This window comes from Tessaracoccus defluvii, from assembly GCF_014489575.1.
GTDB classification, from domain to species: Bacteria; Actinomycetota; Actinomycetes; order Propionibacteriales; family Propionibacteriaceae; genus Arachnia; species Arachnia defluvii.
Window position 1 is genome coordinate 3,003,797 of sequence record NZ_CP060789.1, and the last position, 19,982, is coordinate 3,023,778.

Sequence of the window (19,982 nt, forward strand, 5' to 3'; positions counted from 1 at the left end):
CAGAGACACCAGTGCGAGCAATTCTGGAAAGCTATCGATCGATCGGGCCCGATGGCCGCGCCGACCGGTCCGGGTCCGCCACCTTCCCCTCAGCGAAACCGAGGACGATTGGCTCTTGACTCATCTCGACAAGCTCGTCGCCTTGTTCCGACGCCATAGCGTCGAGTGAGTTCTGCAATCTGGCCTGGCAAACCTCCGGAGAACTTTCATCGCGCATGGAACTGGGATGAGAGTCGGGTGCGTCACGATGGGGCCGCCCGGAGAGCCGGCTACGGCATGTTCTGCCGCTGACGGGGTGGCTGCGAGCCACGCGCCCATACAAAGCGGCGTCGAGCCAAGGACTCGATATGCCACATGCCCGCCTCGACGAGTTCCTCGGTAACGACGACAATAGGGATGTCGCGCCAGCCAGCGTCGGCCGCCAGTTCCCAAGGAGGGACGAACGTGTCCACCAGTCTCCCACCACCGCCACCGCCTCCCGGGAGCACGCCACCCCCGCACGGCAGCGTCCCACCGTCCCCGCGGTGGGTCTCTCAGCCAGCCCCACCACCACCGCCGCCATCGCCTCAGCCGATCGGCATCGTTCCCGAACCCCCCAGGTTCGCGGAAGATTCCAACGCCGAGGGCGCCAAAGACTTCGTCGTGACGGTACTGCTGTCGTTCTTCCTTGGCATGTTCGGGGCCGACCGGTTCTACCTGGGGAAGACGCGATCAGGAGTCTGGAAGTTGGTCACATTCGGTGGGTTCGGCTACTGGTGGCTTTTCGACCTCGTCTTGACTCTCATCGGGCGTCAGCGAGACGCGGCAGGGCATCGCTTGCAGGGCTACGGCGCGTACAAATGGACGGTCTGGATCCTCGCCGGCTCAGTATTCGCCGCCTCCGTGATCGCTGGCCTCATAGGGGCCGTGTGGACCATCGCCACGGGCGCGGACACCGAATCGGCCTCCACGTCGATGACGGCGCTCATGTTCCCCCTCGCTGCGGGCATCGCGGTCCTTGCCTTCCGCTACCGGCGCCGCCGATCGGGGCCAAAGCCCGTCCAGGCTCCCGCACACCCGCGAGATCCCCTGCCGCCCAAGATCCGAACGCACGTGGAGAAGCTGTCCGCGCTGCGACAGGCGTACGTGCTGCAGGCTGCAGCCGGAACGGACGCCGCCGCCCCATTCGTGAGCCAGATCGAGTCGCTGATCCAGAACGTGACTGAGCTGTTCCGGCGCCTCGGCAGCAAGGCGGACGCTTCACAGCGCGCCTACGCCGTGACCGAGTACGACGACGTGCTTTCCAAGCTCGCTGGCGCACTCGATAGGGATTACATCCTCGACGTCCTCATGAATCCCAGGTTCTGGGATAACCCCGCGGAACGAGTCGCCAGCGTCCAAGGCGCGCTACGGGCGGTGGACCGACAGCTGGTCGACAACATCCGGCAAGTGAATGCGGATCGGGGTCTAGAGTTCCAGGTCGGTGTCGAGGGGATCCGCGACATGCGTTAGGGGACCCGGCTCAAAGGCGCCGGACTAAGCGCTGCGGTCAGGCGTAGTACTCGGTCCAGCGTTGGCCGTCCCACCACCGTTGCCGTCCCGCTCCGTCGTTGTACCAGCCTGCTGGAGTCGAGGGGAGCGGCTCCGCGAGGGCACCCCGCTGCGCGATTGCGCGCGGCTGCACGGCGTTCGGGGCGAACTCCGCCGCATCGGTCCACGCCTGCCCGTTCCACCATCTCTGGTAGCCCGAGCCGTCGTCGTACCAGCCTGGGGTGGCGGCGCTGACGACTTGGCTGTTCAGGCCGGGGTCGGCTGCGAGTGTCCGGTCGAGTTGGGCGGAGAACTGCTGCGGCGTGAGCTTCTGGAGCTCGGCTTGCCACATGAGCAGTTCGGCGTCTGCATCCTCGATGCGCGCCTGGGATAGGGACCTCCACTGCATCTCGCTGATCGAGCGGGCGATGATCATTGTGCGGACGCGTTCCTGCCACTCCGCTTTGGTCATCGTGATCGACCCTGGCGAGGGGGACACCACGCTGTGCGAGCGCTGCTCCCAGGTGTGGGGCTCGGGGGATCTCGTCACGGTAGTGTGCAAGGGCTGGAAGACCCCCGTCCACATGTGCCCGTCCCACCAGCGCTCGCGTCCGGAGCCATCGTCGTACCAGCCCGCGGGAGCCCCGACTCGGGGGTTTCCTACATGCACGTGCTCTGTCCACGCCTGCCCGTCCCACCAGCGCAGGCGATCCTGTCCGACGTCGTACCATCCCGCGGGTGCGGACACTGGCGGAGTCGCGACCGTAGAGGCTGACGCGTCCATGCTGCCGAGAGGCTCCGCAGGCAGTTCGTGGGCGCGGTCTTGCCGGCGCCTAGAGGCGCCCACAACTGCGACAGCGACCAGCCCGGCGACACCGAGCAGGCCAAGGACGAGCCCGCCGGCATCGACATCCGAACCGGTGGATCCCGTGACGCTAGCGTCGTCGTCGTAGTCCTCATCGTCGTACAACTTTGCGTGCGTGATGAGCTTGTTGTCGGCGTCCCGAACCAGCGCACTCTTGGCGCCGGGGGTGTCTCGGTCGCCCGACAGTTCGCCATCGTCGGGGTATTCGACCCACATCTTCTTGCGCGCCACCGAAACCTCCGCTGCTGGAGACGCGATGCACGTCTGAACTGACATGATCGTGGTTCGATCGTAAGCCCTTGGCTGCGGAATCGCAGCGCAGAAGTGAGCCCCGGATTGTCATGCGCCGGCGGTCCTACTTCCTGATCGCCCTCACACTGGCCGCTCAGTCCAGCAGCTTCGCCGTTCCACACTCCTTTGCGGAGCCCGGCGTGCGACAGAACAGCCGGCGTCACGCCCTTGTCCTCGACCAGCCAATTCGGCGGCCGTACTGTGCTGCGCGACCGACTCGCATCCGTGAACTCACGCAGATCAGCGCAGTGGTCACGCGAGGCATGATCGGGCATCGATCTTCCGACCGCAAGAAGTCTGCGGACGTTCTGCTCCATGGGGGCGTGTCGGCGGCCTCCCTTCGTCGTGAGCCGCGCGAGTAGTTCAAGTAGTGTGCGCCACTCATTGATCAGCGTCCCGCCCTCTATGGGTCCGCGGCCACCGCCGTGACGATCGGCGCGGTTCAGGTAGAACAGGATGTCGGCAAGGCGCTCGGGCGGTGTCCGAAAACCTGGCATAGCCGTCATAACGGTGGGCCCACTCGATCTGCTTGCGCAGCAGCCGCTCGAAGTCACCAACCATGCAACCGACCGCCTACACCACGCCACGAGCTGGGCTCTGATCATGTGGCAATATCGGCTGAGTGTCGAGCCGTCTTGCCGCCGTCGAGTTCTGGGACAGGGAGATCGGTTTGTGGGTGAAGGGTAACCATCGCCTACACCCCGACCTCGAGCGCTGGCGTGCGACCTATTCCGGTCGGGGAGCCGGCACCGTGGACATGACCGTGATGCCCGAGCCGTACATCGGATCGCTGGCCGGCTCGGCCACACCAGCCCTAGTCATGCTTGGACTCAATCCCGGGGCGCCTGCGCCAGCGTTCCAAAGCATGGACGGCATCTACACCCAACGTGTCCGCGAAACGTCTTACAGCAACTGGGCCAGCAGCGGCCCCTACACCGACGCCACGTGGCAACAGGCCCATGGACGCAACCGCTACCACCACAACCGGCTCGCGTTCGCTCGACGACTGCACAACGACGACACGATCCAGAACCACGATCTTCTCTACATCGAGCTCTATCCGTTCCACTCCAAGGCCGTCACCGCCGCGATCACTCCCCCGCCGACCTGCTCACCCGGTTCATCCTCGATCCCATCAGCGAGCTCGAGACTCCATTTGTCTTCGCCTTCGGCAAGCCCTGGCTTCGGGCCGCCTCACGCCTCGGACTCAGCGACGGGAACCAACTGCCAGTCAATTGGGCAACCGCCAGCCGCACAGCCCACATGTTCCCGCTGATCCGCAACCAGCGGCTGGTAGTCATCACCCAGGCCGGCTACGCCGGTCCACCCGGCGCCACCGACACCGAGGCGCTGGCCGCAGCGCTGCACAGCCAGGCCTAAACAGCGGAACCTCACGACCAACGCGCCCCGGCGCGGAGCCACCACACAGCAGAGTGGCGCTGCCCCGTGTGATGCCCAACCCACTCCTTGTGAGCGTCATCGCTCAGAAACGGGTCGAGGGCAACAGACCTTGACTGGCTCAAGCAAGAGGACAGTGCTCGGGCATAACCACTGTTGACGACGCCCGAACTTGATGCCGTAACGACGGGGTGGTCAGAGTCATCACCCCGCACGGCGATTCTTGCTCGGTTCCCGCAGGCGGATGAGTGGTTACCCATGCGTCGCGACAGCAGAATTCTGGGCACTGCTAGCGGTGACGTGCCAGCCCCCGCATGACTCACACTCGTAGGCGCGGACCTCGCATCGTCTCGTAGTGGCGCCGAGCAGGCATGCCCGTGTCCGCGCGTTGGCGGCGGCGTGCAGAAAGCAGATCGCCTCGGCGTGATCTCTGAAGCGCCTCTTCCCGTACCGCGGGCACACTTGGTGAATCCGTCGGGCTGCGCGCCGTCGAGTCTTCGATGTCATCATTCTTCCCCCGTCAAGGACCTGCCCACCTCAGAACGCCCGGAAGCCCCGTACAGCGCTACATGGGTCTGTGCGCTGAGGAACAAGACAACTGGGAGAGCGTTTAGGGACTCGCGGCTACGATTTCCAGTGCATCAAAATCGAAACGTCGGCCCCTACCTGAGCATCGCAACGAACGGCCCGCCCCCCTATGGGGACGGGCCGTTCATCGTCGGTTGTTGATCAGGCGTTGATGGCTGCCTGTGGGTTGTTGAGGAACATGTCCTGCTCCGCTGGGGTGATGCGCTTGATTCCCAGACCCGTGAAGGCCCAGATGGCGGCGAAGATCATGCCTGCCCAGTTGAGAACTGCCCACGGTGCGTAATCGAGAGTCGCGACACCGAGCGTCCCAGCCATGTATGCGCCGGCTGCAGTCCATGGGATGAGCGTCTCGGTGACGGTGACCGAGTCCTCCAGTGTGCGCGAAAGCACCTTGGGGTGCAGGCCACGTTTGATGTAAGCCTCGCGTAGCATCTCACCGGGCATGACGATGGAGACCTGGCCGTTGCAGGTGGTCGCGATGGTCACCAGACAAATGGCGATGGTGGACAGGATGAGACTCGACGTGGACTTGGCCACGTTCATCAGCTTCTCCACGATGAGGTCGAGAGCCCCGGTGCGGGCCACCACGCCGGCGAAAGACAGGGCGCAGAAGGCGATCAGCAACGTACCCATCATCGAGCTCATGCCTCCCCGCTCCAGGAGGCGCGAGACCTCAGCCGGGGCGCCGCTGGCGTCCAGTCCGATCGCCTCGAGCATGCTGAGGTCAAAGCCACTGAGGGTGGCCTGCACCGCGTTGGCGAAGGTTTGACCTTGGAAGATGACGGCGTTGATGAGCGCCACGACCGAGGCCAAGATCATCACGGGCACCGTGGGTTTGCGCATCATCGAGCCCACGAGCACGATCAGCAGCGGCAACAGCAGCAGGACATTCCAGTTGAAGGCCTGGTCGAGGAACCCGTTGATCAGCGAGACGGATTCGAGGTTTCCACCAGCCCCAGCCGCACTCCGCCCAGCCGTGGCGAAGACCACGATGCTCAGCAGATAGGCGGGACCGGTGGTCCAGATCATGTTGCCGATGTGGGTGTAGAGGTTCACCCCGGTCGTCAGTGCGGCCAGGTTCGTGGTGTCGGACAGGGGCGACATCTTGTCGCCGAAATAGGCACCCGCCACGACGGCACCTGCGACCAGCGCAAGGTTGGCGTCGAGGCCGATGGCCACGCCCATGAAGGCGACACCAATGGTGCCGGCCGAACCCCAGGACGTGCCAGTGGCGAGCGACACAATCGAGGTGACCAGGAGGGCCGTCAGTGCCAGCCACTCGGGTGAGATGATCTCCAGCCCGTAGTAGATGATCATCGGGATGGTGCCGCCAATCATCCACGCCCCAATGAGGAAGCCGACGGAGATGAGGATGAGGAAGGCGGGCATGACCTTGGCGAGCTTCTCCGAGATCGCGGCCATGATTTCGTCGAAGGACCAACCCAAATAGATGGCTACAAAGCCAGCCACGAATGTCGCGGCCACGATGAGGGGTTCCGCGGCCAGCCCCAGCCAGATGTAACCAACGGCTAGGAAGACGACCATTGCCGCGATCGGCAGGAGTGCCAACCCAAGGGTTGGCACTCGTCTGGTCTTCGTCGTTCCGGGTTCGGGCGCGGACGGATGGTCGATGAACGGGTCGTTGACCTCAGCGGACATGGCGGAGCTCCTTAGGGGTGGTGTAGCTGGGTAGGGGTTCTGTCAGACGCGGCTGAGGAGACGGTTCATTGCCTCCTCGAACTGGCTATGAGGGCAGGCCAGGTTGAACCGGAGGTAGCCTCCGTACTCAGATCCGAAGTCGGTGCCATAGCTGGGCACCACATGCGCCTCGTCCGTGATGAATCGTTTGAGATCCTCCTCGGACCCGGCTCCCCGCGCATCGACCCAGGCGAGGAAGGTGCCCTGCGGCTCGACCAACCGAACGCCGTCGAACCGGTCGACCGTACGCCTGAGCGTCTCGAGGTTCACGGCCACGATGGCTTCCACCTCGGCCAGCCAGTCGTCGGATTCGCGGTAGGCCGCGCGTGTGGCGGCGTCGGAGAAGAAGGACGGATTGTGGAACCCGGCGGCACGCAGCCCCGTCTCAAGGCACTCACGAAGGACGCCGTCGGGCACGATCACGTGGGTGGTTTCGAGCCCGGGAATGTTGAACGTCTTCGCCGGCGAAGTGAAGGTGAACGTGCGACCCGAGACGCTTGGCGCGACGTCGAGCAGGAAGCGATGCCGTTGACCGGGATGGGTGAAGTCGGCGTGTACGTCGTCCGACATGACGATCACGTCGTGGGCCTCCGCGCGGTCGGCCAGCCAGAGCAAGTCCTCTTCCCCCACACCTTCCCCACAGGGTTGTGAGGGTTGACGAGCAATAGGCCGGCGGCTTGGGCGAGCGCCGCATCCGTGGCGTCGCGATCGAGCTCGTAGCCATGGGGGGTCTGAATCAGGGGCACACGCACGGCCTCTCGTTGGTTGAGGCCGATCGCGTTCTCCAAGGGGCTGTAGGAGGGGGTGAACAAGACGATGCCATCGCCAGGGCGGGTGTGTGCACCCAAGATCAGCGCAACGACCTGCACGATGCGATGCGCCGCCACGATGTGCTCGCGGGGTACCGACCAGCCGTGGCGCCTGCCGAGCCATTCCACCGGGAGATCAACGTGATCGGGGGGGAGATCGGTATAGCCGAAGAGGCCTTCAGCCGCGCGACGAGCGACTGCATCCCGGATCGCAGGGGAACACTCGATGTCCATGTCCGCCACCGAGAGCGCGATATACGGGAGTCTCTCGTCAATGGGAAGCCCATCCCATTTCGACGACTGCGTGCCTCGGCGCGCCATGACCACCCTCTTTGGTTCCTGTTAAAAACAAACTTGCCGCATCGTAACATCACGCCTACTGGGGGTGATGGGGGGGTCGATGTGCCAGGAGCTATACCGCCTCCCTCGGCGGTACTAGCGTGGAAGCCACGGTGCCGCGCGCCAGTGCGGCGATGATCCGGTACCGGCAACAGGCTCGCCGCCGCGTCCTCGAGAGGGATCTTCCGCGGCGGGAACCACAGATCACACTGCGCCGCGTCCCCGGCCTCCCACTCGAGCCGGTCCGCCGGGTCGACGCGCTGCTGCTCCGGACGCAACCTGGCCACGTTCTCCCTGAACCAGGTGATCGACCCCGTTCAACCGACCCGCTCCGCCACGCACCGTCGCCGGCATGTCCGGCGTCGCGGCAAGCAGGGCCTTCACCCTCGGCTCGACTACCACAAACGACGTCTCCGACGGGCGACGCACATACACCGGCGGCGAGGTCGACGCGACCGCCTTCACCACCGTCGTCCGCGAGATCCCCAACCGCCTGGCGATCGCCGCATGCATGGAATTACCACCGGATCTTGACTATTCCCGCGCAGTCCGCAGGGTCGGTCATCGGCCGTCACGGTCGCACCGTGCGAAAACTAGAAGAGGAAACCGGCGCGCGAATCAGCATCGACGCTGCGGGCGCTGTCAAGATCAGCGCAGGGAGCAGAGACTCAGCGATAGTGGCCCAGCAGAGGGTTCAAGATATCGCGGCTCAACGACAGTGTCGATGAGACAGTCCCCTCTGAGAGACAGCTAACCTCGATCTTTCATGGCGGCCCCGATCGGGCGTTGATGGCGCCGGTGGCGTCGAGGTTGTTCTGATTCTTGCAGGTGGGTGTGACAAGACCCCGCGTGACGTCTGCGGTGCGGGTTTCCAGGCCGAGAGCTTCCATATCTAGAGGGACGTGTGCAGGCAGGAGGGTCAGGTCGCGGGTGCCGGGTGAGCGCGTAGTCGTTGGAGACCGTTGATGATCAGCCCACTCCAGGGGGACTGCTTGGTGAGGTGAAGGACGACGCGGCGGGATCTTCTGGTCAGTGTCGCGGGGATGGTGTAGAGGCGGTAGCGCAGCCGTTTCGGTTCCCAGCGTCGGGCTTCATGACCGGCCATGGCCAGCATCCCGCTCCAGGCCTGCAACTCGCTCGCCAGGGCGACGATCTGGCACCAGATCCGATTCTGGTTGAACCCCTGCAACGGGAGGTTGGCCAGGCCGGTGTCTTTCGCGATCCGGATCCGGTCCTCGCAGCGGGCCCGTCGACGATGCCGCAACTCGAGCTGCTGCAGGGTGCCGAGGGTGGTGTTGGTCGCGAAGGCGGTGAGTCGGTAGCCGTCGACGTCATCGAAACGCAGCTGAGCGCCGGGGTGAGGCCGTTCCCGGCGGACGATCACCCGCATCCCGGTAGGCCAACCCGACAGGTTGAGCAGTCCGGTGAAGTCGGCCAGGTCCGCCCCCTCCCGTGCCTGGCCGTCGGCGTTGAGGGCGGGGACCCAGACCCAGTCGGGGACCTGCTGGTAGAGGTCGCCGGCGCCGTCCGCGCGGACCAGGACCCTGCGCCCAGGGCGAGGGTTGCGGTCGGGGAGCTGCGCCAACGCGGCCCTGGCACAGCGATGTGATCGCTGGCCTTGTTGGAGCCGGCGTTCCCGGGCCGGAGGTGGACCACCAGGGCTTCACCGGTGCCCTCGGGGCCGTGGTCGGCGAACGCCATCAACGGGTGGAACCCGAACCCTCGCTTGAACGTCGGCGCCGCGCGCTGCTTCTCCGAATGGGCGGTGATCAGCGACGCGTCGCGATCGATCACCACAGGATCCTCGGCAGTGGCTGCGTGGTTGGGGGCATGCTCACCGGCCAGTTCCCAGGCCCTGGCGCGAGCCTGCTGCCTGGCTCCGGTGATCGCTTTGATGGCCTTGTCCGCATCCTGGGCCAGCGTCGCGATCAGGCGGGACACAGCCGGGTCCGACGCCACCGGGCCGTAGACCCCCGGCTCGGCGCGCAGGGTAGCGAGGTTGCTCAACGCTTCACCGCCGAGCACCAGCGACAGGGCGAGATCACAGATGATCTTGCCCGGGTCGTGGACCGCCAACGGTTTCCGCCACCGGTCCAACGCCTCCGACAGGGCCCGGTCCAGGCCCGTGGCGCGGATGGTTTCGGTCAGCAGGATCCCGCCGGCCTGGCCGACCGCGGTCACCTTGGCGGTATCGACATGAACCCTCGGATACGAGCCGGTACTCTTCACCTCGAAGGTGCTCCTCGCTTGTTGAATGATTGTGCTTCGCAAAACACATCATCCCAAGTCAGGGGCACCTTCGCCATCTCAGGCCGCTACCGCCCACCCACCGGCGTGAAAGCGCGAGGCTAACAAGGCCGGCCGGCGCGCGGGCGCCCCTTTCCGCCAGGATCGTCGTGGGCATCCATCCTGCAGGTGACGAGGGAAGTAGGCAGTCGAAGTCGGCCCATCTGACCCATGGTCAGCGACGTTCCGCTCGCTCCGAGGGGGAGGGCGTCTCTGGCTCAAAGTTCTCTCCCTCGCTTCGTCTCACCCCACTAGGCATCGAAGGAGCACAATCCTCACCGCGCCGGGACGTGGAGGGACTGCCAGCAGTACGCATGAAGGCTGACGCTAGGGACGGCTCTCCCCTTCGCACTGTGCCATCGGCATGTGCGGCCTCCCGCACACGTGTTCATGCAGTCGGGAAAAGACGCCGTCGTCATCCGGTGCGCAACCAGTTCTTGCCGTTGAGGATCTCCGTGGCACGTGCGGTGGGGTCCAGGTCTACGTCGTCACCGAGTGCTTCGGCGAGGATGCGGCGCGCGGAGGTGGTGTGTCCTTCGTGGACCATGATGCCGGCGAGGTCGAGCCTGGCAGTTTCGGAGTCGGGGTCGGCTCTCAGCGCGGTGCTGACGGCTCGTTTGGCGGCTTCGAGGTCTCCGGTGTGGAGGTGGTGGGTGACGAGGATGTGGGCGACATCGGTGATGGCGCACATGAGGTGCTGGTCGGTGCGATCCCCGTCGATGAGCCATGTCCATCCGGCGGGGCGGAGTTGGTCGAAGGGTCGGCCGGTGACGAGTTGGAGTGCGGCTTCGAGGTCCTCGATTCCGTCGCGGCCGGCGGCGACACCGCGGGAGCGGAGGCGACGGAAGAGGTCGGCGTCGACAAGGAGGTCTTCGACGAGGTAGAGGCCCACTCCCCTGGCCCTGGCTTGCGGGGAGTTCTTGGCGTCTGGGATGTGCGGCTGTCGGGTTCGAGGGTTGGTCCCGAGCCACTGGCGTAGGTCGGAAATGACGGTGCGAGCTCGTTCGACGGTGGTACCGAGTGCGTCGGCGACTTGGTCGCCGGTCACGCCGTGCGGGTGCAGCGCCAGGTAGGTGAGAGCTTCGGTGTAGTAGGCCTTCCGTTTCGTGACGGGCCTACCGTGGCAGCGGGCCGCGACAGGCCCGAGGAGGGCGAGTCGCGGGTAGGGGCATCGTGGTGAGAACCAGGCTCGCACGTCGGCGTCGAGGCCGCGGTCACGGTCCTGAAGGGCTGCCGCCGTGTCATCGGTAATGCGAGGAGCGAGAATTGTGAGGTCATCCGCGGTGACCACGGCGGCGTCGATGTAGGCGGCATCTGGTTCTGGCAGGACGGGTTCGACCGTGCCGGGGTTGGTCTGGTCCCGGGGGGTGCGGTGTTCTTCGAGGACGTTGCCGGTGACGTCGACGAGGTCGTCGGCGGGCTCGGGGGTGGTGTCGTGCCCCGTGTCGGTGGCCGCGAGGAGTTCGGCGCAGCCGGCGGCTTCGTCTTCGGTGAGGCCGACGGCGGTGAGTTCGAATGCCGGTGAGGTGAGTCGCCCGTCGGCAGTGAGGGTCCATTCCCCTTGTGTCGGGTGGAAGACGATCATGGCCGTGCCGGTCTGCTGGCGATGGTCGGCGATGATGTTGTGGAGGCCGTCGAGCGTGTCCAGCTGGTCGGTGATCACGACGCCCGCTGTCCAGGTGTCGTCGCCCGCCTGTAGGGCTCTACCCACGGCTGCGGTCACTTCGGCGTCGGTGGCGCGATCGAGGTTGGTCCGGGCGAGGGTGAGGATCTCTTCGGGGTCGGCGTCGAGGCGCGCCGGGCACATACCGATGGCGTGCGCGGCTGGACCGTGGCAGGCGACGCGGATGTCCTCGGACCAGGGGTTGACGGCCAGTTCGGCCGCGACGTAGCGCTCGAAGTCGGCGCTCATCACGGGGTCGCCGGTGATCGTGACCCTGCCGGCCTGGTCGAGGTTGAACAGCACGACGCGGTCGTCCGCGTCTGCGCCGATGGTGACCAGCAGCGGCCACGGGCATGGCCGGTCCGCGATGTGTTCGCCGATTGTGTCGACGGTCACGGTATTGGGCAGCAGCCAGTGGTCGCCGTCGCGGGTCCACGGTGAGCCGAGGTCCGTGGGGCTGTAGAGGTGGAGTGTGCCGTCGCGGGCGACGGCAACCGCGGCAATCTCGGTGTGGGGGTCGAGGCGGCGCAGCACCTGCTCGAGGCGGGTGACGAGGCGGGACGAGAGTCCGGTCGCGAGCCGCGCGGTCTGCTCGATCGGCGCGACGACCGGGCTCGGATTGGCGATCATGCGGCCGGGGCGGCGGGTCCGGTACTGCTCCCGGCGCCGTGCAGCCAGGACGGCGCCGACCCCGACACCGAGGAAGGTGCCGGCACCCAGCAGCCCCGCCACCTCCCACACGAACGGCGGGGCCTCGCTCCAATCAGCGTCCTCCGGTGCCGCGGCCTCTGCCCGCAACGGTGTCGCCGACGTAAGGCTCGGCGCTGCCGTGGAGGTAGGTGCCGTGGCCGACGACCTCTCCGCAGTGATCATCGGGGTCGGTGAGGCGGATCGGGCCGCTTGCGGTTCTGCTGGTGCCGAGGTGGTGTTTGCGTCGTTGGCCTCGGAGGGGAGGAGCGCGGTCGTGGCCGCATCCGCGGAAGGTAGCGTGGCCGGTTCGGCTGTTCGTTCAACGTCGGATGGGAGAGCGAGGGTCCAGCCGACGTCGATCTGGTCCGGGTCTTCAAGGGTGTAGCCGTTGGGCTGTGGAATTCCCTTGTTGGCGTCGTAGAGCTCAGGCCAGCGGTGGGAATCGCCGAGGTGTGCGTCGGCCAGGTCCCACAGGGTGTCGCCCTTGGCCACGGTGATCGAGTCCAGCTCCACGGCCGTGGATGGTGCCGGTGGGGAGGCGGGGTTCGCTCGGGTTGGCTGCATGCTCGAGGCCGCGGCGGCGGCGCTTCCGGGGAGAGGAGCGGCGGGATCGGGTGGTTCGGCGGCGACGGTCTGGGGTGCGGCGATGAACGCGGCTGCGGCGGCAAGCACCAGTCCCCGGGCCAGGCCCTGGGGCAGCGATGCGGCGGGCAGTCTCGGGGCTTTGACGCCGCGCAGCAGGGCGGCGGCTTCGATGACAATCAAGGCGGTGAGCCAGGCCCACAGGAGCCAGGCGGCAGCCCACACGAGGATGAGGAGGAAGCGGCCGCTGTCTGGGGCGAGCAGCATCGAGGCGAGCCTGTCCAGGAGGGCAGGAAGCCTGGCAGGCGGGCGAGTCGGAGCAGGAGCCACGGGGTGCCGAGGGTGATCGCGGCGATGGCGGCGATGGCGGCGAGGCTGCGCAGGATACGGGTCATTGCTCGGTGCCTCCCAGGACCGACTTGACCGTGGCGGTGCCGGTCTCGCTCACGGGAAGTGTGTTGATGCCGATGATGGAGAGGAACTGGCAGGTGTAGCGGCCGGTGGCGGTGACGGTGATCGTGTTCCCGCCGCGGATGCTGGCCGTGCCGTTGTAGGGGGACGCCGCGACGTAGGTGTTCGCGGCGGTGATGGCTGCGTGGACGTCTGGCCGGGCCCTGCCGGTAGCGAGAATGAGGTGTTGCCCACCGGCCCGAGCGGCCTCGTCGGCGACGGCCCGGGCATCCTGCGAGGCTCCCACGTGGCCGGCGAAGTCGACCCCGATCCCGACGATCACCATGAACGCCGTCAGCGCCACTGACACCCACACCGAGACCATGCCCCGCTCCCCAGCATTCAGATGAATGGAGGACCCCGGCGGGGCCGGGGTGCGGCGCGGCGGGTCCTGGTCATCGTCTGCTCCTATAGGTGTCCACCGGTGAGGTCTTGGTGGCGGTCAGGGTGCGGGTCTGCGGAAAGCCGGGGAGCCCCACACCGAAATCGACGGTGCAGGTCACAGTGACCACCACGCTCGCCGGTGAACCCAGCGGCGCCCGCAGTCCGGCAGTGTTGACCGTCACCGACGACGTGCGGCAGGCGGTTCCGGACTCGACAAGCGTCGAGGCGGCCACCGCCCGGGCGGAACTCGTCGCCGTGGCGGTGTCTCGTTCGATCGAGGCGGCGCGGGCGGCCTGCGAGGCCGCGGAGGTCACCGTCATCTGGGCCAGCGCGTGGGTGGCCAGCACGATCAGCAGGCCGACAACGCCGAGGAGGACAGGCAGAATGATCGCCGTCTCGACGGCCACCATCATCCCCCGCTGATCATCGGTCCTCGGCATCGCAGATCAACCCCCGCTCGTGACGTTGACGACCTGGACCTCAGCGATCCGCAGTGTGGCGGTGTCGTCGATCTGCAGGGTGATGGTGCCGCTCTGCCCGATGCCAGACCAGTTCACCACCCAGTATGTGGTGGCGGTGACGGTGTACTCGCCGTCCTTGGCATACCTGTGGCCGCAGTCCGGGGACGGCTCGTTACGCACCCACATCGATTGCCACGGCTTCCCCAGTCCACAGGTGACGGTGGTCCCGTCGCCCATGTCCCACACCACCTTCGAGACCTGGCCGGTGGCGGTCACGGTGTAGCCCGCCTCAGAGACAGATTTGGTGATCGGCCCCCACGTCGACGGTGACGGGTTCGACACCCACATCCACACATTCCAGCCGACGTAGCCTAGATCGCGCGGTGCGCGTTCGGCCTGCTCGGGAAAGGTGCCCATACGAATCGCGGCGAGCTGCATCCGCTCCACCGCCCGCCGCGCGAGCTCGGCCGGATCCGGCGGGGCCGGCAACTGAAGCGCGGCGACCCAGATGTCCCACGTGGTACTCCATCCACCCTCGACACCGTTGCGGCACTCGACGATCGAGCCATCAGTGCGGCCGTTCCAGATGGCGTCAGTCAACGGCGGCTGGGCAGCCTTCACGCGGGCGTAGCACTGCAGATCCGGCCGCCATGCAAGACCCCACTGGAAACACGGCACCTCGGTGCCCATCGCCGTGTAGCAGCCCGACGGCGCCGAACCGCCACCGCCAGCACTCCCCTGCCCGCCACCGCCACCGCCACCGCCCGACGATCCGGGAACTTGGACACTCACAACGACGGCGTCCTCGTTGAGGAACGCTCCACCAGAGCCCTCCGCCCAAGCTGGCACGGTTCCGAGTGAGCAAAGCAGAGCCACGAGGACGACCCGCCGGAGCGGGGACCCCCTCAACATGATTCGACCGCCTCGCTTTGCCCACCGTTGATCCGCCAGCTGTTGCCCACTTCAACGACGTCAAGCGTGAAGTCGACGAAGCGGAGACGATTCGGGTCAAGGACTGACTTCCCAGCCGCATCGACCATGTCGCTGTTGGTGCTGTCGCTGCAGACGTAGACCTCGACCGAACGGACCCCTCCCGCCTCCACTACTGGACCCACTCCCTTGTAGGTGTAGCTGCGCTCGCCAACCTGGACGATGCCCTTGCTGCGGTAGTCGTTGAGGAGCTCCGCCTCGGCGGCGGTGTGCGTCCCAGTCGTGATGTTGGCCACCTGCTGGAAATCGGCGTCGGGGTCGCTTCGCACCGCGTTGAGTGCTCGGAAGTACTCGACCGCGGCGGCTTGAGCGGCCTCCTGCTCGGGAGTCTGGGTGCTGGTGGGTGATGGTGACGGCGACGCGACGGTGGGCGTCGGCGACGCGGTGGGCGACGGGGCGGCGCTGGTGGAGCTGGTCGTTGGGGCGGGGGTTTCGGCGGCGTCGGGTGTGCAGGCACTGAGGAGCATCAGGGTACTGACCGCCAGAAGGGCAGTGGGTGCGAGTCGCTTCTTCATGGTCTCTCCTCAGGATGGTGTGAGTCGTTGAGTGGGTGCGGTGGCTGTCACGTCGATCCTGACGGGAAACCCGGGGATCACGCGCAGCGCCATGCCAGTCACGGTGACAGTGGTCAGTCGCGCGGCCCGGTTGGCGGTGACCTGAACGGTATCGAGGGATCCGTTGTCGGCAGCCGCGGCAGCGGCAGCCTGCCCGTGAGCTGGGGTGGCGTCCAGGGCGGCGGCGGCGCGGACCCCGTCCTGCGCGGCGGCGTGTGCGGTGGCTTGGGCCCAGCTGAGCATGGCCCACTGCATCGCCAGCCACAGCGCGCTGAGGACGAGCGGGAAGAGGATGGTGGACAGGACGCTGGAGCTGAGGCCGCGCTGGTCCTGGTCAGGAGGGGAGGTTGGCCTGCACATATGCGGTGATCGCGGAGATGATCAGCACCGCGATCGCGACGGCGCCGGCGAGCAGGATCGCGTTCTCGGTGGACTGGGACAGGCCTCGCTCATCCCGGCCGCGGGGCTGCTGGACGGTATGGAGGGTGGCGGTGAGGTAGCAGTACAGAGCGAGCATGATGGGGTCCTTTCGGTTCAGATCATTCGGAGGACTGCGGGGACGACGAGGGTGATGGCCAGGACGAGGACGAGGCCGGCGACGGGGACGGCGATGCGTTCGCCGGCGGCGTTGGCGCGTGAGATTTGGGTGTTGAGGGTGGCGTTGCGCATCGCTGCGGCGCGGGCGCGCAGGGAGTCGTATACGCGGGTGCCGTCGGAGCCGCCGAGTCGCATGATGTCGGCGAGGTCCGTCAGGTCGGGCAGGTGTAGGTGGTTGCCCATGTCAGCCAGCGCGTCCCACGGGTTTTGGCCGGTGTAGTTGGTGCGGCGCAGTGTGGTGGCGAGGCGGTGGAACACCCAGGAGTCGCCGGTATCGGCAGCCCGGATCAGAGCTTGCGGCACGGTGGCACCGGCCAAGCGCTCTAGGGCCACCATTTCGACGAAAGCGCCTAGGGCGTAGGAGAACTCTTCGCGGGCCTTACGGGCCTGGTCACGCAGTTCATTGTTGGGAAGGAACCACAACAGGATCGCGAATCCCAGGGAGCCGAGGACGGGGATCGCGACGGGAGTCGGCAGGCCCACGAGCATCGTCGCCACAGAGATCACGGGCACCACCAGCAACCCGAGGACGGCGGAGATGATCTTCGAGCCGTAGAACGCGGCCCTGGTCCGCCCTAGCAGCGCCAGGTCCTTCTCGGGCGGTGCACCCCAGACGACGGCCGGCAGGTGCTGCTCGGCCCAGCGACCGAGGCGCACCTCAGCGTCCACCTTCCCCGCAGCATCGACCGGGTCGGCGGGGAGGCTGGTGGGTTGGAGGCGGCCGATGGCGTCCTTGAGATGGACCGGCGCGGGGACCATGCCGACGACGATGAGCACCACGCCGGCGGACAGCATCGCCCCGGACAGCATGGCCAGCTGCAGCCCGGTCATGACGCTGCCTGACGGTCAGCGACGGCGCTGCCCATGAAGCGGGGCAGCGGGGCGGCGGCGCTGATCCGCCGCATCCACAGCAACGCGGCCAGGTAGAGGCCCATGAGCACGGTGAGCAGCACCTGTCCGAGCGGAGTGCGGTAGGGCTCGACGTAGCTGCCCGCGAGGAACAGGCCGCTGAGGAGAACGGCGGAGATGGCGGTGATCATTCGGGCCGCGGTGCGGGCCTTCTGCTGCTCGGTGTGGACCTGGCGACGGGCCCGGACGTCGGCGTCGATCGATTCGGCCAACCCGGCCATCGCGGACGCGACGCCTGGGCCGCGACGCTCCGAGGCCAGGATCAGGGTGGCGACGAACAAGTCGCCGGTCGCATCGTCGAGTTCGTCGGCGAACAGGCGAAGAGCCTTCCCGGTGGCCACGTTCGCACGCACCCGCGCCGCGAGACGTCCGATCTCGGGGGCCAGCGCGGCGGGGGCGGAGCGGGCAGCGTGCAGGATCGCCTGCTCCAGCCCACGGCCCGCGGTCAGCACCCCTCCCAGGCCACGTGCGAAGTCGGCCAGCGCGTTGAGGCGCTCGATGCGATTCTTCGCCCGGCCCGTCCCCATTCGCCACACCATCACCGACACCGCCGGCACCAGCACCAGCGCCACCAGCCACCCGGTGATCACCGCCAGCACTGCACCCACCGCCACACCCAGCAACGCGACGCTGCGGGTCGAGGAGCTGACCCGGCGGCGACGTGTGCGTGGCGGCGTCGGTTCGGCGACGGGGCGGGGGGTCAGGCCATAGATGAGTCCGAGGACCCCAGCGACCATCAACGCCCCCGAGAGAGCAGCAATGAGCATCATGCGAGGGTCCCCTTCTCTGCGTTGAAGCCAGCCAGGTCGAAGCCGTAGCGCTCGAGAGCCCGGAACCTGGGGGGCAGGATCTGCGCGGTGGCGCGGTGGCTGCCCGGTTGGGCGGCGAAGATGGTGGTGGCGGCGTAGCCCTTGGCATCCTCACCGGGTTCGACCGCGATGATCTCCGACACCCACCGTCGCTTGCGCCAAGTCCCGTCGCCCTGGGGGACCGATTCGACCTGCAGCTGCACGATCACGTCGATGTCCTCGGCGATCACGTTCAGTGCGTACTCGCGGGTGATGTTGGCGCCCTCCTGCGTCGCACACGTCACCAGCTTCCTGATCGCGCCCTCCGCTGATCTCGCGTGGGTGGTCGACATCGATCCGGACCCGGACTGCATGCATTTGAACATGGTCACGATCTCCGACCCGCGGACCTCACCGACGATCGTGTAGCTGAGGTTGGCGCGAAGGGAGTCTTCGAGGGCCTCACGCACGGTGTACTCGCCGGCGCGGCGACCATTCAGGCCGATCTCCCCGGAACCGGGGTTGGCCTGCCACTCGTGAACCACCTGATGGTCACCGGTGTCCTTGAGATACAACTCGTACTCGGTCTCGATCGTGCCGATCTGCACATGGGGCGGCAGCTCGTGTGCCAACGCCCTCAGCATCGTCGTCTTGCCTGTGCCTTGATCGCCGGAGACCACCAGCGACATCCGCGCCTGCACCACCGCCGACAAGAACGAGGCCGCCACCTGCGACAACGAGCCCAAAGCGACGAGCTCGTGGAGGCCGGCGTCGACCAGCCGGTTGCGGCGGATGATCACCGTCGGACGTGACGTCACCCACGCCGACGCGAACAGCCGCGCGCGATTGGGCAGCGCCAGGTGCAGCTTCGTGGCCGCTTCGGAGAAGTCCCGCGGCTTCGGCTGATGGGCAGCCATGAACGTCAGATACTCGATCAGCTGCTCATCGCTGGACGCCACCGGGGGTGCCGGGACCAGTTCCCCGTCGCTGTTCTCCACCAACACGTTGTCGAAGCCGGAGATGATCACGTTCTCCACCGCATCGTCATCGAGGTACGGCTGGAGCCGGCCGAGCCGGAACACGGCATCGAACAAGGCCTGCGCGAGCCGGTCCTGGTGGTCGAGGGTCCAGGTCAGCTGGCCCCGCACTGTGGACGCGCGAGACTCCTCCTCCAGCACCGCGGCGATGATCTCCCGCCCCACCGCCTCGCGGTCGCCCGAGTCGGGATCGCGCTCCGACAGTTCAGCGGAGACACGTTCCCGCAGCACATCGACCAGATCCCAGTCGATGTCACCGTCGAGGCGGCGCTGGACCCGCGCCACCGGCTCAGGCCCCGACGCCGACGCGGCGGCGGGGGCTTCACGCCGTGGGGCGTCGCCGGGCACCATGCGGAACCCGCCCCGGGTGCGGCCCGCCGGTGGGGTCGGCTGCGCGAACAGCGCCAACGTACCCGGGTCGAACTCGGCCGCGTCAGACATGAGTCAGCTCCCTCAGCGCCGTCGCGTGGAGCTGCTCGGCTGCCTGCCGTAGCCCACGAGTCAGACCGCGGCCGCGTTTGGGCTCCGGTTTACCGTGGCTGAGAACTTCTGCCTCCTCCGGTGCCCACGGCAGCTCGAACGCCACCGGATGCTTGACAACCGACGCGACCGAGGAGCTGCTGTACGGGCGGCCCGGGCCCACCACCACCAGCCGGACAGGGATCTCGTCGGGGAGGTCCGCCGCCGACGCGGCGGCCACCGACGGCAAATCCGAGCGCAGCACCAGCAGCACCTGATCACAGCCCCGCACCAACGGCGCGGCGAGGTGGGTGTGGCCGAGGCGGCCGAGGTCGATCAGGACATCAACTCCGAGCTGCGACAAGCCGCGAACCTGGACGGCCAGCGCCGGCCACAGGTCTGTCAGGCCGCCGGCCTGCGTCGCACCAGCAGGCCCCGGGATCAGCGAGGCGGTCTCCGACAGGCGAAGCGGCATCTCCCGCACCGCGGTCTCCAGCGCACTCTGGCGGTGAGCTGACCACAACTCCACCAATGTTCCGGGATGGGGCACCGTGCCGCCGAAATAGCCGGCCAGGATCGCCGACCCGCCTACCGGGTCGGCGTCGACCAGCAGCACCTGGTTCGGCCACGCCAAC

At 67.1% G+C, this 19,982-nt stretch carries 16 protein-coding genes and 2 pseudogenes; 3 read left to right on the forward strand and 15 right to left on the reverse strand.

The features are described 5' to 3' along the window. The first annotated feature begins 642 nt into the window (after window positions 1–642). Window positions 643–1,491: a TM2 domain-containing protein gene (locus H9L22_RS14255; protein ID WP_226966327.1), complete on the forward strand. Its 849-nt coding sequence runs from the start codon at window positions 643–645 to the stop codon at window positions 1,489–1,491. A gap of 37 nt (window positions 1,492–1,528) precedes the next feature. Here the strand turns inward: H9L22_RS14255 and H9L22_RS19065 are convergent, their stop codons facing one another. Continuing rightward, entirely contained in the window at window positions 1,529–2,605 is a 1,077-nt protein-coding gene (locus tag H9L22_RS19065) for a DUF2510 domain-containing protein (protein ID WP_226965884.1), read from the reverse strand. A 682-nt stretch (window positions 2,606–3,287) separates the two neighbouring features. Between H9L22_RS19065 and brig1 the strand changes: the two genes are divergently transcribed. After that, window positions 3,288–3,941 carry an anti-phage DNA glycosylase Brig1 gene (gene brig1, locus H9L22_RS14275; RefSeq protein WP_187720496.1) on the forward strand — a complete coding sequence of 218 codons (654 nt, stop codon included), beginning with the start codon at window positions 3,288–3,290 and terminating at the stop codon, window positions 3,939–3,941. 851 nt (window positions 3,942–4,792) lie between these two features. Here brig1 and nhaC read toward each other — a convergent pair. Both nhaC and H9L22_RS20540 read right to left on the reverse strand, forming a co-directional pair. Continuing rightward, entirely contained in the window at window positions 4,793–6,310 is a 1,518-nt protein-coding gene (gene nhaC / locus H9L22_RS14280) for a Na+/H+ antiporter NhaC (RefSeq protein ID WP_083196640.1), read from the reverse strand. 42 nt (window positions 6,311–6,352) lie between these two features. After that, window positions 6,353–7,479, reverse strand: a pseudogene (locus H9L22_RS20540) (MalY/PatB family protein). 152 nt (window positions 7,480–7,631) lie between these two features. Between H9L22_RS20540 and H9L22_RS20545 the strand changes: the two are divergent. Continuing rightward, the gene (locus tag H9L22_RS20545) at window positions 7,632–8,225 is read left to right on the forward strand and encodes a KH domain-containing protein (RefSeq protein ID WP_226966328.1); all 594 of its coding nucleotides are present in this window, start codon (window positions 7,632–7,634) and stop codon (window positions 8,223–8,225) included. A gap of 191 nt (window positions 8,226–8,416) precedes the next feature. On the opposite strand, the pseudogene H9L22_RS14300 reads toward H9L22_RS20545, so the two are convergent. The 12 genes and pseudogenes from H9L22_RS14300 to H9L22_RS14355 all read right to left on the reverse strand — a co-directional run bounded on the left by H9L22_RS14300 (window position 8,417) and on the right by H9L22_RS14355 (window position 19,963). Continuing rightward, a pseudogene (locus H9L22_RS14300) lies at window positions 8,417–9,726 on the reverse strand (transposase). A 472-nt stretch (window positions 9,727–10,198) separates the two neighbouring features. Further along, on the reverse strand, window positions 10,199–12,985 hold the full coding sequence (locus H9L22_RS14305) for a tetratricopeptide repeat protein (RefSeq protein ID WP_187720500.1): 2,787 nt from the start codon (window positions 12,983–12,985) through the stop codon (window positions 10,199–10,201). A 124-nt stretch (window positions 12,986–13,109) separates the two neighbouring features. Continuing rightward, window positions 13,110–13,493, reverse strand: a complete 384-nt coding sequence (locus H9L22_RS14310; protein ID WP_187720501.1) for a pilus assembly protein TadG-related protein — start codon at window positions 13,491–13,493, stop codon at window positions 13,110–13,112. Window positions 13,494–13,563: 70 nt separating this feature from the next. Next, entirely contained in the window at window positions 13,564–13,992 is a 429-nt protein-coding gene (locus tag H9L22_RS14315; RefSeq protein WP_187720502.1) for a TadE/TadG family type IV pilus assembly protein, read from the reverse strand. 6 nt (window positions 13,993–13,998) lie between these two features. After that, window positions 13,999–14,805 carry a hypothetical protein gene (locus tag H9L22_RS14320; RefSeq protein ID WP_187720503.1) on the reverse strand — a complete coding sequence of 269 codons (807 nt, stop codon included), beginning with the start codon at window positions 14,803–14,805 and terminating at the stop codon, window positions 13,999–14,001. A 113-nt stretch (window positions 14,806–14,918) separates the two neighbouring features. Beyond that, the gene (locus tag H9L22_RS14325; RefSeq protein ID WP_187720504.1) at window positions 14,919–15,518 is read right to left on the reverse strand and encodes a superantigen-like protein SSL4; all 600 of its coding nucleotides are present in this window, start codon (window positions 15,516–15,518) and stop codon (window positions 14,919–14,921) included. Window positions 15,519–15,527: 9 nt separating this feature from the next. Then, window positions 15,528–15,917 carry a TadE/TadG family type IV pilus assembly protein gene (locus H9L22_RS14330; protein ID WP_187720505.1) on the reverse strand — a complete coding sequence of 130 codons (390 nt, stop codon included), beginning with the start codon at window positions 15,915–15,917 and terminating at the stop codon, window positions 15,528–15,530. Then, complete coding sequence (locus tag H9L22_RS14335; protein WP_187720506.1) at window positions 15,892–16,074, reverse strand: hypothetical protein; 183 nt, start codon at window positions 16,072–16,074, stop codon at window positions 15,892–15,894. Before H9L22_RS14335 ends, H9L22_RS14330 begins: the two co-directional genes overlap by 26 nt. A 17-nt stretch (window positions 16,075–16,091) precedes the next feature. Further along, on the reverse strand, window positions 16,092–16,985 hold the full coding sequence (locus H9L22_RS14340; protein WP_187720507.1) for a type II secretion system F family protein: 894 nt from the start codon (window positions 16,983–16,985) through the stop codon (window positions 16,092–16,094). Further along, the gene (locus tag H9L22_RS14345; protein ID WP_187720508.1) at window positions 16,982–17,833 is read right to left on the reverse strand and encodes a type II secretion system F family protein; all 852 of its coding nucleotides are present in this window, start codon (window positions 17,831–17,833) and stop codon (window positions 16,982–16,984) included. Before H9L22_RS14345 ends, H9L22_RS14340 begins: the two co-directional genes overlap by 4 nt. Continuing rightward, on the reverse strand, window positions 17,830–19,329 hold the full coding sequence (locus H9L22_RS14350; protein ID WP_187720509.1) for a CpaF family protein: 1,500 nt from the start codon (window positions 19,327–19,329) through the stop codon (window positions 17,830–17,832). The genes H9L22_RS14345 and H9L22_RS14350 overlap by 4 nt, the downstream gene beginning before the upstream one ends. After that, window positions 19,322–19,963 carry a hypothetical protein gene (locus tag H9L22_RS14355; RefSeq protein ID WP_187720510.1) on the reverse strand — a complete coding sequence of 214 codons (642 nt, stop codon included), beginning with the start codon at window positions 19,961–19,963 and terminating at the stop codon, window positions 19,322–19,324. The genes H9L22_RS14350 and H9L22_RS14355 overlap by 8 nt, the downstream gene beginning before the upstream one ends. Between the last annotated feature and the right edge of the window lie 19 nt (window positions 19,964–19,982).